12 protein-coding genes are annotated in these 12,904 nt (G+C 34.8%); 8 read left to right on the top strand and 4 right to left on the bottom strand.

Annotation, left to right across the window (positions count from 1 at the left end):
• Positions 1 to 3: 3 nt before the first annotated feature.
• A complete protein-coding gene (locus tag DPQ89_RS17995) occupies positions 4 to 3,102 on the top strand; it encodes an efflux RND transporter permease subunit (RefSeq protein ID WP_127718436.1) in 3,099 nt (1,032 codons plus the stop codon).
• On the opposite strand, the gene DPQ89_RS18000 is transcribed toward DPQ89_RS17995, so the two are convergent.
• Positions 3,089 to 3,805 (bottom strand): zinc ribbon domain-containing protein, encoded by a 717-nt coding sequence (locus DPQ89_RS18000; protein WP_127718437.1) that lies wholly within the window; start codon positions 3,803 to 3,805, stop codon positions 3,089 to 3,091. The two genes, DPQ89_RS17995 and DPQ89_RS18000, sit on opposite strands and share 14 nt — an antisense overlap.
• Before the next feature lie 6 nt (positions 3,806 to 3,811).
• The gene (locus DPQ89_RS18005; protein WP_127718438.1) at positions 3,812 to 4,510 is read right to left on the bottom strand and encodes a PilZ domain-containing protein; all 699 of its coding nucleotides are present in this window, start codon (positions 4,508 to 4,510) and stop codon (positions 3,812 to 3,814) included.
• Between the two features lie 140 nt (positions 4,511 to 4,650).
• On the opposite strand from DPQ89_RS18005, the gene aroC reads away from it, so the two are divergent.
• The 6 genes from aroC to DPQ89_RS18030 all read left to right on the top strand — a co-directional run bounded on the left by aroC (position 4,651) and on the right by DPQ89_RS18030 (position 10,500).
• A complete protein-coding gene (aroC, locus tag DPQ89_RS18010; protein ID WP_127718439.1) occupies positions 4,651 to 5,658 on the top strand; it encodes a chorismate synthase in 1,008 nt (335 codons plus the stop codon).
• Complete coding sequence (locus tag DPQ89_RS18015; protein ID WP_164848532.1) at positions 5,651 to 6,676, top strand: 3-dehydroquinate synthase family protein; 1,026 nt, start codon at positions 5,651 to 5,653, stop codon at positions 6,674 to 6,676. Before aroC ends, DPQ89_RS18015 begins: the two co-directional genes overlap by 8 nt.
• Positions 6,651 to 7,868, top strand: coding sequence for a hypothetical protein (locus DPQ89_RS18020; protein WP_127718441.1), 1,218 nt, complete (start codon positions 6,651 to 6,653; stop codon positions 7,866 to 7,868). Before DPQ89_RS18015 ends, DPQ89_RS18020 begins: the two co-directional genes overlap by 26 nt.
• Positions 7,869 to 7,875: 7 nt before the next feature.
• Positions 7,876 to 8,349: a hypothetical protein gene (locus tag DPQ89_RS18025; protein WP_127718442.1), complete on the top strand. Its 474-nt coding sequence runs from the start codon at positions 7,876 to 7,878 to the stop codon at positions 8,347 to 8,349.
• Between the two features lie 280 nt (positions 8,350 to 8,629).
• Complete coding sequence (locus DPQ89_RS18855) at positions 8,630 to 8,770, top strand: DUF5989 family protein (RefSeq protein WP_370351303.1); 141 nt, start codon at positions 8,630 to 8,632, stop codon at positions 8,768 to 8,770.
• 2 nt (positions 8,771 to 8,772) lie between these two features.
• On the top strand, positions 8,773 to 10,500 hold the full coding sequence (locus tag DPQ89_RS18030) for a carbamoyltransferase (protein ID WP_127718443.1): 1,728 nt from the start codon (positions 8,773 to 8,775) through the stop codon (positions 10,498 to 10,500).
• On the opposite strand, the gene DPQ89_RS18035 is transcribed toward DPQ89_RS18030, so the two are convergent.
• Entirely contained in the window at positions 10,487 to 11,203 is a 717-nt protein-coding gene (locus DPQ89_RS18035; RefSeq protein ID WP_127718444.1) for a hypothetical protein, read from the bottom strand. The two genes, DPQ89_RS18030 and DPQ89_RS18035, sit on opposite strands and share 14 nt — an antisense overlap.
• A gap of 121 nt (positions 11,204 to 11,324) precedes the next feature.
• On the opposite strand from DPQ89_RS18035, the gene DPQ89_RS18040 reads away from it, so the two are divergent.
• Positions 11,325 to 11,504 carry a hypothetical protein gene (locus DPQ89_RS18040; protein ID WP_127718445.1) on the top strand — a complete coding sequence of 60 codons (180 nt, stop codon included), beginning with the start codon at positions 11,325 to 11,327 and terminating at the stop codon, positions 11,502 to 11,504.
• A gap of 442 nt (positions 11,505 to 11,946) precedes the next feature.
• Here the strand turns inward: DPQ89_RS18040 and DPQ89_RS18045 are convergent, their stop codons facing one another.
• Entirely contained in the window at positions 11,947 to 12,501 is a 555-nt protein-coding gene (locus DPQ89_RS18045) for an ORF6N domain-containing protein (protein WP_127718446.1), read from the bottom strand.
• Between the last annotated feature and the right edge of the window lie 403 nt (positions 12,502 to 12,904).

A 12,904-nucleotide genomic window follows, 5' to 3' on the forward strand; every position in this document is an offset into this window, starting at 1 on the left:
AGTATGATAAGACCTCTTATTGAATGGTTCATTAATCGATCACTGGTAGTTAATCTCATAACAGTTCTTATTGTAATTGTTGGGTCAATTTCTCTTTTTACTCTACAAAAAGAAATGTTTCCTAAAGTAGAGTTTGATGTCATTACTATTAGTACGATTTATCCTGGAACAACTTCGGAAGATGTTGAAAAGCTTGTAACGATTACAATAGAAAGAGAGATAAGAGGAGTTGATGGCATTAGAAATGTTAATGCGCTATCGCTTGAAGGTATGTCTCTCGTCTATATTGAGGTGGAACCAGACTCCGATTTGCAAACTGTTCTAGATGACATTAATCAATCCGTGAACTCTATCTCTGATCTTCCTGCAGAGGCCGAAAAACCCGTCGTGAGAAGTGCGAATAATAATAGCAAGGGTGTCATCAAAATAGCACTTACTGGAGGAGACTACTCAGAGCTAAGAGAGATTTCTAAAAAGTTAAGAGATCATCTTGAAAGAAAAGAGAGTCGAATATCCTTAGTAAGTTTAGAAGGTTATAGGATAGATGATATTAGAATCTATTTAGATCTGATTAAGATGAATCGGTTCGAAGTTACTATAGATGATGTTAAAAACTCTATTAAAAATAGAAATTTAAATCTTTCTGCCGGTAAGATAGAAACTCCAAAGGGCGATATATTAATTCGAACTGTTGCCGAGTTTGTAAATGAAGATGATATCAAAAAAGTCATTGTTCGCTCCAACGATTCAGGCCAAAAAGTTCATATTAGTGATATTGCTAGAGTTGTAAGAGCGCCTGTTGAAGGGACCGCTCTGCAAAGATCTCAGGGAAAAGAAGCTATTTTTTTACAAGTCTCAATTAGGGATACCGCTGATATTGTAAAAACAACTGATTCGATTAAGCAGCTAACTGAGAAGTTCTTCTCGAATAAAGAGAGATATGAGCATTTGAGTTATTCATATACAGATGATCTTTCATACTATGTAAAACGTCGTTTAAATGTATTAAAAGACAATGGATTGCTTGGTTTAGGTTTGGTATTTGTATGTCTTCTATTATTTCTTAATTTCTCTACTTCTGTAATTACTTCTTTAGGGGCCCCTATCGCTTTTATGGTTTCTTTTGCAGTTATGCAATATATGGGAGTTTCTCTTAATCTAATTTCTATGTTTGGACTCATCCTTGTTCTAGGAATGCTCGTCGATGATTCCATAATTGTTTCGGAACACTTTTATCAAAAGATTGAAGATGGAATGGAGCCAAAAGAGGCCGCATTAGAAGCTGCTGTTGAAACTGTTCAACCTGTAACTGCGACAGTTCTTACTACTATTGTTGCATTTGGAGCTCTCTTCTTTATGGGTGGGATCATGGGAAAGTTCCTGTGGCCAGTTCCTGCTGTGGTTATCATTTGTTTAGGTGCTTCATTATTTGAGTGTTTCTTTATTCTTCCTTCACATTTAGCTGATTTTGTTAAGTTGAGTAAAAAACATAATAAGAACTCTAAACGTTGGTATGACCCTGTTTTAAGAGTATATGAAAAACACTTAACTGTTTTAATGAAGAGTGGGTGGAGGTCGTTTGGAGTTATGATCTTCTTCCTGTGCTGTTTAATAGGTTCGGGACTTATTGCTAAGAGTATGAAGTTTGAACTCTTTCCAGGCGATGATGTTAGAACAATTTTCATTCAGATTAAAGGTGAAGTGGGAACTCCACTGGATACTACTGATGAAGAAATGAAGAAAATAGAAAATATAGCAATGAACGAGTTGAAACTGGGGATTGAATATGATCAGGTAAAGACCCAGGTAGGACAATTAGTTGGAGAGCATGGAATTAAAACAGGTTCTCACTATGGATCTTTAGTTGTTTACTTAACTGATCCTACTCAAAGAGAGAGATCAACTGATGAAATTATCAGCTCAATAGTTTCTCAATCGAAAAAGGCCGTTACTGGATATGAAGTATCGGTTAAGAAGATTGAAGGTGGACCACCAAAAGGAAAACCTGTTGAAATTGAACTTATGGATGATTCTATTGAGGTTCTAAAGAATGCTTCTAAAGAAGTAGAAATTCTTCTCGCAAAACAGGCCGGAGTTACTACTACTGAAATTGATTTTGAAACAGGTAAGAAGCAATATGTCGCAAAAGTTAATGATGCTCAAGCAAGCCGTCTAGGTCTATCTGTTGCTCAAGTTGCAACTAAGTTACGAAGTGTTCTGGCCGGTGACGCTATATCTGAGATTAGAGAGTCAGATGAGGACATTGAAATTAAAATGTTATTAGATGATCAGTGGAGAAGTAATATAAAGAGTCTCGATCTGTTATTTTTGACTAATAATCAAGGCAGAAGAATCCCATTGTCCAAGGTCGTTTCATTTGAACAAGAGCCTGGGGCCTTCGTTATTCGTCGTCTTAATAGAAAGAGAATCTTTTCCGTTTCAGCAATATTGGATAAACAAATTGCGACACCGTTATCTGTGATTAATTCAATGAGAACAGATTTAGATAAAGTCTTAGAGAAGTATCCAAGTGTCGATTATGCTTTTGGTGGAGAAAATAAAGATACGCAAGAATCGATGCAAGAGTTATTTAAATCCTTTGGTATTGCGATGCTTTGTATCTTTTTCATTTTAGTTATTATGTTTCATAGCTTTCTTCAGCCTGTAATCATTATGTTAGCAATTCCTCTTGGAATGATTGGTGTTGTCCTTGCCTTTAAAGCTAAAGGGATAGCTCTAAGTTTTATGGCCATGCTCGGTGTTGTAGGTCTTGTCGGAGTTGTTGTTAACGATTCAATTGTATTGGTAAACTTTATTAATCTCAAGGTTGCCTCGGAAATAGATAAGACAAAGGCCATTATAAAAGCAAGTGTCTCGAGGTTTAGACCTGTTATGCTGACAACTTTTACGACGGTTGCCGGGTTACTTCCAGTTGCTGAAGCAACGGGCGGAGATCCTTTTATTAGACCAATGGCGATTAGTTTTGCTTATGGATTATTATTTGCAACTTTTGTTACACTAATTTTTGTGCCTTGTACTTACTTAGTTTATTACAAATGTATGTCTAGAGTAGCTACTTTTAAAGAGTCTAGAGTGCATTAATTGTAGCAGGAATTAAAATTCTATTACAGCCGCTACAGAGCTCTGTTGAGCGGCCATTTTCTATCTCGGATACTTGAACACTCGGTGCCTCTGTTCCACACGCTGAGCACTGTCGAGCTCTTAAAAATGATAAGGCTTTACTATCCTTGGTTCTAGATAGTGTAGAATTATAAATATTTTGTAGGCTTGGATCTAACGCTGAAATGAGTAGACTTATTCTTTCGTTGTAATTGTTGATTTCTTTTTCTTCCATTTTATTGGCCGTCTGAACTTCAACTTCCAACTCTTTTAGAGTGTTTAGAGATCCATCTATAAATTGTTCAAACTCAATAACTTGTACCTCTAAGTCCTCACTCTCTTGCATGAATTCGAGTATCTTTTCTTGTAAGCTATTTACAAGGGGAGTTTGAAATTCAATTTCTTTTTCTAGGGCCTGGATTTGAGATGCACTTTGAGCAAGGTCTAGGTGACTCTTTGCCTTTTCTAGCTCTGTTTCATGTTTAAAGAGATCTTTTTCTGAACTATTAATGAGGGAGTGAATTTCATCTTGTCTTTTCTTGATAGAACTAAGCTCTGATATTTTCTTATCTCTTTGTTTAGAAACAAAATCTAATCTCGATAGCTCTGATTGAATTTTTTCTTTATGTTTGGATATATTGTCATGTAAGCTTTGTATTTCAATTAGCTGTCTATAATGTTCCATTTTCTCTCAAGCGTTAATATAGATTTGATTCTCTAGATACTTAAGAATTTGCTTGATAGGTATTGGTCTGTCAAATTTAACAGCAATTTTGCACTTACTTTGCTCATGTGCATCCTTTATCTTATTCTTATATACAATACGACCAGCTATTTTTTTTGTAAGTGAATAACCATTTATAGTAGAAAAAACGATAAGATCTCCAAAGTTGTAATCTTCAATCATATCAGTGTAAGCAGTTAATGATATTCCATTTTCACTAATATCTATTAATGTTCCTTCAAAAAAAAGATGTTTCTTCTGATAATTAATAATTGAATCATTTTTGAATATCACGGGTAAATGAAGGTCTTGAAAGTTATACCTTTCACTATCTCTGGTGTTGAGCAGATACATGAGGGCCGGAATATTAGCGATAATTAGATTTCTGTGATTTATTTTCTTAATTTCACACTGAAAGACTACACTGTCGAATTCATTTTTAGCAAATATTGGTAGTTCTGGATCAAAGTTGAACTGATTAATTTTGTTCTTAGGTCTAATGGCCAAATCACTTGAAAATAGGTTTATATTCTTAATAACTGATAAGCTTCTAAGAGTTGTATCTCCAACTGTCTGACATAATTCAAGATGGTTACCATGCTCGCCAATACTTTCTAAAACCTCGGCAATCTCAAGAATGTCCTCTAGTGCTTTTCTCTTGGCCATGATGCGCCCCTAAGTTATAAATTTCTACCCTTGTTGAACATTTTCCCACAAAGATAAGAGCTTCTGGCATAATAGTATGGGTAATAAATAATCAACTAGTTGTCTTATTTTGTGACAACTATTTATGCTAGTAGGTTAATATGCGTGGCAATAAATTTGGCAAACTCTTCTCATTTGTAACATTCGGAGAATCACATGGAAAAGCACTTGGTGTGGTCATTGATGGTGTTCCAGCTGGGCTAGATATTTCTTTAGATGATCTCCAAAAAGCACTAGATAAGAGAGCTCCTGGAAGAGTGGCCGGAACGACAAATCGAAAAGAGCCAGATAGCGCTGAAATACTTTCTGGGGTCTTCGAGGGAAAAACACTTGGTACACCGATTTGTGTAACTGTTCACAATACGAATCAACGTAGTGGTGATTATGACAAATTGAAGACGCAATATAGGCCAGGTCACGCTGATGAAACGACGATGCAAAAATATGGTTTTAGGGACCATCGTGGTGGAGGAAGATCCAGTGGAAGAGAAACTCTTGCAAGAGTTATTGCGGGCTACTTTGCAGGTTTATTGATACCCAAGATATCTGTTAGAGGATTTATTTCTAAAATGGGTCCATATGAAGCTAGTCTTGAAGACCTTTTGAAAGCAGATGATATTTCTCCGTACAATTATCCAATTACGAGTAAGAATGAAGAAATTAAGAAGTACCTATTAAATCTCAAAGGTAATGGAGAATCAGTAGGTGGGCGAATTAGTGTTCTAGTCGAAGGTTGCCCAGCAGGACTTGGAGAGCCAGCGTTTGATAAATTAAAAGCAGATTTAGCTAAGGCCTTACTTTCAATTGGTGCTTGCGTATCATTTTCTTTTGGGCTTGGTGAAGAAATGGCCAATATGAAAGGTAGCGAGGTTTCCTCTAAAAAAGAAAATTTTGGAGGAATAGAGGGAGGTATTTCAAATGGAGAAAATATCTTCTTAACGACGACTTTTAAACCGACTTCTACAATAGGGACAAAGGCAAAAGAGGGAAGACATGACCCGTGTATTGTTCCAAGAGCAGTAGCAGTAGTAGAGGCAATGGTTACTTGTGTTTTAGCAGATCACTTCTTAAGACAAAGAGCATATGGAGATGGAGAAATTAATGGATAGTAAGATTGAGTTTTGTGAAATAGATAAGCTAGTTTCTTCTATTGAGAAGATTGAAACAGATCAAATTTTATTAATTGCAGATCTAAATGTATGGGGAATGTACTCCAAGATAGTACCGCTATTAGAACTTAAGGGAAAAAAAGTAATTTTTTGGAAAGCGCCAGATGGAGAGAAGGTAAAAACTTTTGAGAATTTGAACTCAGCAGTTAATTTCTTTTTATCGAAGAATGTTCATAGAAACGCTCATCTAATATCATTAGGTGGCGGAGCAACGAGTGACTTCTCTGGGATGGTCGCTGCGATTCTGTTAAGAGGAATTAAGTGGTCCACTATACCTACGACCTTACTTTCAATGGTAGATGCAGGTATTGGTGGAAAGGTCGCTATAAATTCAGCTCACGGGAAGAATTTAATAGGTGCTTTTCACCACCCTGAAAATATATGGATAGCTCATGAATTTCTTGAAACATTACCGAAGGAAGAGTTTCAAAGTGGATTGGGTGAAATTATTAAATACGCCTTCTTAAACAAAGAGATAAATAATTCTATTAAAACTGAAGAGCCTTTACTTGAGATCATTAAAAAATGTGTCTTATACAAAGAAGCGATAGTTAAAGAAGATTTTAAAGAAAAGGGACAGAGAAAAATTTTAAATTTTGGACATACTCTAGGTCATGCTATAGAAACAACCTACTCACTAAGTCATGGGATCTCTGTATGCTGGGGAATCGCAATTGTTTTAGGGATATTTCAAAAAAAGAATCTGTTATCAGAGCTAAATGAATTGAAAGAACTATTATCTTTAGATTTAGAAGATAGTCCATGGCTAAATAAGACATTTCCTATTTCTGATATAATGAGACTTGTAAAAAAAGATAAGAAGAGCACCTCTTCTACGGAAATGGACTTCATCTTCTGTGAAGAAATTGGAACTCCAACTATTGAAAAAATTAGTTTTGAAAAGATTGAAAAAACTTTAATGGATAAAAGTGATGAACTTAGAAAACTCTCTATTTAAAGTTAGACCTTCAGATTTTATAAAAAGAATAAAGGTTCCTGCTTCTAAGTCCTTTGCAAATAGAGCGTTAATTCTTGCGGCGCTTGCTGAGCGTCCCATAACTTTAGAAAATATTCCGCTTTCTCACGATGTTGAGAAAATGATTAAGATTCTGAGATTTATTGGATTAGAAATTGTTGAAAGTGAAGGAACAATAAAAATTTTAAACTCTTTCCCCGCTTGCGAAGTAAGTAGTAAGTATCCAGTTACAATTCATCCTGGAGATGGTGGAACAACAACACGATTTATTATACCGCTGCTTTCACTCGGTAAAAATAGATATATTATAGAACCAGAAGGAAGAATGAGGCATAGGCCAATATCTGGTCTTGTTGAAAACCTTAAGTCACTGGGTGTTACGTGTGAAAGTAGTAATGAAGCCTGGATGACCGTTCAAGGGCCAATTGAGAACCATCCAGAGATTATTCATGTCGATGCAAGTCAGACTACTCAACATGCTACGGCATTGGCACTAGTTCTTCCAAGGACTCATATTGTTGCTGAGGGAATGGACTTTTCAAAAAGTTATTGGGAAATGACTTTAAACTTGATTGGAAGGTTTAAGAATTTAGAAGACCATTTCGTAATTCCTGTGGATTTTAGCTCTTTGTCTTATCCTCTAGCGCTCGCGAGCGTAAGTGGAGAGGTTACGATCACAAATTGTCTGGAAATTGATATTTATCAAGCTGATAGTGTTTTTATAAATTTGCTTCAACAAATGGGTGTATCAGTAGAGTTCACTGATCAAGGAGTTGTTGCAAAGAAGCCGGTTACTTTAAACTCTTTACAGCATGACTGCTCTGATTGCCCCGATCTCGTTCCAACATTAGGTTTTATATGCTCAATGGCACAAGGGACTTCGCTTCTTAAAAATGTAAAGGTTTTACGCTTTAAAGAAAGTGATCGCTTAGAAGAGTTATTTAAGATTTTTCAAACTTTTGGCGTAAGTTATAATTATGATGAAAGTAAAGATATTCTAAGTATATCTGGGCCGACTCAAAAACTGAGTGAGCAAAGGGATATTATTACAGCTGAAGACCACCGTATGGTAATGGTTTCTTACTTGTTTCTTAGAGCACATGGTGGTGGAAGTGTAAATCATAGTAATAGTGTTTCTAAGTCGTTTGGAAACTTCTTTGAAACAATGGAGTAGTTAAAGCATGTTCAAGAAATTGGTCATTTTGTTGTTATTTACTTCTTGCTCAACTATACCAATCGATCGCAGTGAAGTAGTGACCTCTGAAAGAAAAGATTTTAAAAAGCACCTGAAAAAATTCACATCAGATGGTTGTTCTCATTGGCCCAATGGAACTCGTGAAAAGCCAAATGTGTGGCTAAAGTGCTGTTATGGGCATGATCGAGATTATTGGATTGGGGGAACTCGTGAGCAGAGAAAACAGGCAGATATTCGCCTCAGAGAATGTGTCAAAGAAGAGTTTTCTGATTGGATGGGAATTCTTATGTTGCTTGGAGTTAGAGTTGGCGGAAGACCAAATTATGATACCACGTATAAGTGGGGTTACGGGTGGAGCTACGAGCGTGGTTATATAGAAGTTACCAAAGAAGAGCTAGATTATGCTAATAGACTCTCTCCATTTGATAAGACTGATTACCGTTATTTAGAAGTGAAGTGATAACATTGTTTTTAACAAAGTAGTGTTCCATGATAATATATATCCATGAAATTACTTGATAAGTTTAAAAATTCTTTGAAGATGTTATTTAGAAACTTTCGATTTGAAAAGTTCATATCGTATGTATTCGTCTATATTTCATATGTATTAGTAATTGTCCCTCTAGGGTTGTGCCTCCAATTCAAGAGGAAACTAATATCAAAGAACTTAACAACAAAGAGTAATTGGAATAAAAGGCTCCATCAACCTGAAAGCATGACTAAGCAATTTTAAGGTTATTATGAAAGAGTTACTAGAGTTTATATTTACAAGAAAAAAATTCTGGCTGTTACCAATAGTTATAGTTCTATTATTGTTTGGATTTTTTATAATAATTGCACCGGCCGCTAGCGTAGGTCCATTTATCTACACATTATTTTAACTATGTATATTTTAGGGATCTCTGCTTATTATCATGATTCTGCTGCAACTCTAATTTGTGATGGGAAGATTATAGCAGCGGCTCAAGAAGAGCGTTTCACAAGAATAAAGAATGACTCTAGTTTTCCACAGAACTCAATAAAGTTCTGCTTGGATTTTGCAGGTATAGACTTGTCCGATATTTCTTATATTAGCTTCTATGATAAACCATTTTTGAAATTTGAAAGAATTATTGAGACATTTTTACTTAACGCACCTAGAGGCCTAAAATCATTTTCTATTGCATTACCCCTTTGGGTAAAAGAGAAGCTTTTCTTAAAGAATACTCTGATTAAAAATTTAAAGAAGACTACTGGTTTATCTAAAAAAGAGATAAGTAAGAAGATGCTCTTTAGTGAGCATCACCTTAGTCATGCGGCCAGTAGTTATTACCCCTCTCCTTTTGATAAAAGTGCAATTATAACAATTGATGGTGTAGGTGAGTGGACGACCACTTCAATATCTATTGGGGAAGGAAATAATATTAAAGTATTAAAAGAGATATCATTCCCACACTCTGTTGGGTTGCTATATTCTGCGTTTACTTTCTATTGTGGATTTGAGGTCAATAGTGGTGAGTATAAACTCATGGGGCTAGCTCCTTATGGCCGAGCAATTTATAGTGATTTAATTAAAGAGGAATTAATTGAGATTTATAGTGATGGCTCCTTTAAATTGAATACTAAATATTTTGATTATATGACTGGAGAGCGCATGATAAACAATTCCTTTGAAGAGTTGTTTAAGCATAGTGCGAGATCTAAAGGGCAAGAGATCACCCAATTCTATATGGATGTTGCTGCTTCTATTCAATGTGTTACTGAAGAGATAATCCTTAAGATTTGTGAACATGCTAAAGAAATAACAAATTGCGATTCTCTTTGCTTTGCAGGTGGCGTCGCATTGAACTGCGTCGCAAATGGAAAAATATTAGCAAGCCAGTTATTTAAAGAACTTTGGATACAACCTGCACCAGGTGATGCTGGTGGAAGCCTTGGGTCTGCATATTGTGCTTACTATATGCATCTGAATAATGAATTAACTCCTAAAGGAAAAACAGACTTGATGGAGTCTTCGCTGTTAGGTCCGCAGGATGCAGAAGAGGAAGTTGAAAAATTTCTGATAGGTAAAGGAGTAACCTATAGAAGGCTAGAGGACGCAGATTTATTTGCATTTGTTTCCACAAGATTGTCCCAAGCAAAGGTTATCGGTTGGCAACAAGGAAGAGCAGAGTTTGGCCCAAGGGCATTAGGAAATAGAAGTATTCTTGGTGATCCTAGAAATCCAAAAATGAAAGAAATCATGAACTCAAAAATAAAAAAGAGAGAGTCCTTTCGTCCCTTTGCTCCTGTCGTTATTGAAACTGAGTTCTCAAATTGGTTTTCAGGTAATAGTACAAGCCAATATATGCAAATAGTTTCTTCGGTGAAAGAATGTAAGAGGGAATCTATTCCCTCTGTTACTCATGTTGATGGTAGTGCAAGAGTTCAAACTGTTTCTTACAGTCAAAACCTTAGGCTGTATAAACTTTTAGAATCTTTTTATAAACTTACAGAATGCCCCATTTTAATTAATACTTCCTTTAATGTCAGGGGAGAACCAATCGTAAATAGTTATCAAGATAGTTATAGATGCTTTATGAATACTGGAATTGATATATTAGTAATTGGGAATTTGGTTATTGAGAAATAGCCTTTAATATCTCTTTAGAGATATATTGATTTGCCTCTAGTGTAGGATGCTCGTCCATTTCGAACTCATATTCATATAAGTTAGATGAATTTGAATAATTAAGATTTAAGTAAGCTATATTCATACTACTCATACAGTTTATGATTTTATCTCTAACTTTATAGCCAGTGTTTGGGTGAATGATTACTAAGAATTTCTGATTTTTAAGGTTTTGCTCAATTAGTACTTTCGCTCTATTAAGTAGTTTGCATGTATTTTTAACTTTTTTCTCAAGATTATAATCAAGAGGGTCATAATTTATGAGCTCCATTGCTCTAGAGCTATATACTCTCTTAATTACTCGATAAAAGAATTTATCTTGAATGAAGCCGTCAAATTTAGGAGTGCTTGGATTGAAATCGTAAACAGGAGCATTAAATAAAGGATATAACTTAAAATCATTATTAGCTCGAGACACGTGACCTTCAGCAAGTACATACAATATATGCCCTTGTTCTTGTGTAGATATAATTCCCTTTTCAATCAATTTCTCAAGTTTATAAAGAAAAAAGTTTGTTCCACTTCCTGGTCTTCCGTAATTAGTAACTTTAGAGTAATTTAATTTCTCACTTAGTAGATGACTAATGGTATGTTCTGGATCAAGACCATGTCCAAAAACATCTGAGCAACCAAATATAGCTAAGCTCTTATCTATATTTCCCAATTTGTGGTTACACTCTCTAAGCATCTCATTATCAACTTTATATTCGACGTCAAAAATGACTTTGTTATTATTAGAGAGTTTATGTTTGATAATTCGACCATCTTTTAGTTGGGAAACCTTTATGTCTAATTTAGAAGTTTTGGAGGGCGCTATTGAGCATTCGTTATCCTTGGATATGGTTAGGCAATTTACTAACTGTGCAGTTAGAGACTCCTTTGCTGTTAGGATATATATTGTTAAGAATATTGAAACAAAAATAGTTAGAATGTTTTTTAATGAGTTAATTAATATCGCTCTCTAGTTATTGACCTCTAGTCTTATTAGTTTGACGTTAATTCCATGTTTTGCAAACTATATACTGCTATAAATGGTCTTTAAAATGAAATTTTGGCATCGCTTTTGCCTATATGTTTAGAATAATGAGAATCTATTAAGTGGTTTGTGCTTATTATTCACTTTCATTTTGTACCTGTTTAAAGAGGGTTTTATTATTTCATTTTAGAGGTGTATGTTAAAGAATTCTAATGTTAAGTTTTTTTAAGGAAATGGTACTAAGTATTAATTTCAGACATTGATAAATAGAAAGTAGTATCACAAAGAAAAGTCGGATGAAGTCTTTAATTGGCGCATAAAAATCATTTTATAGATGTATTACATTTATCTATTGCTCTGAGTAAATGTGCATGAGACATATCAAAAATCCTCTACGTTTAAATAGAGGCTTTTATATATTCCATTAAAAGCTACTTCTTGATCAATTTCTTTAGTTGCTTAATTTCAACTTCGAGAGAATTAAATCTCTTCTCAAACTTGGATGTATTTTTATATAGGACTACAAGGTCCTGTTCAATTCGCTTCTCAAAGCTAGAAAAAGTTTTTGAAAGGTGATCATTATTCTTTAATTCCATCATCAAATTTTCATTTTTGAGAATGAATCTTCTTAAGTAAGTGAAGGCTCTCGCAATGAATAAGCCCATTTCTACGGCTTTTGGAGATCTCAAGACGAATGACAGGGCATAAGCTCCTTGCTCGGTAAATACTGTTGGTGTGACGCCTTTTCGGGTACTTATGACTTCACTAATCACAGATTGTGATTTGTACTCAGCTAACTCACTGAAATTTAGTTTGAAACAAAAATCAGATGGAAATCGATCCTGGTTTCTTTTGACGGCTTGATTAATCGCTCTAATCTCCACACCGTACAGTTCAGCTAGATCACGATCAAACATAACTTTTTGATTCCTAAAAATGTGAATGTTGTTTGTAATTTCTAATAACTCTTTGTCTTTTTTAACCATAAAACCCTCCTGTAAAATACAGTGCAAGGTAATGCTGATTTAAAAATTAGTAATTGATTTAAATTAAAGGAGTTAAAATTAAGCTATGTCTTTTTTGGTAAGTTGAGTAGATCTACTTGCTTAACTTTAGAGTTATAATCTATTAAAACAAAAAAGCCCCTGCGATTAAACAGGGAATTTTTTTTGGTGGTCCATCACGTTGCTTACGCGAACTTTTTTTCCTCACTCGTAAACTCTTAACATAATTCTACTTTTTCTTTGTTTTGGTTATTTTCCTCAGTCAATTTCACCTTATCTATTTAAGTATGTTCAATGAGTTTTTAGTCACTTAGAATAGTAGTTAAATGAGCTGAGGAAACAAAATAGGTTATGGTTATGGTTATGGATAAAAAATATGTCATTG

Origin of the sequence: Halobacteriovorax sp. HLS (genome assembly GCF_004006665.1) — a bacterium.
Lineage (GTDB): Bacteria > Bdellovibrionota > Bacteriovoracia > Bacteriovoracales > Bacteriovoracaceae > Halobacteriovorax.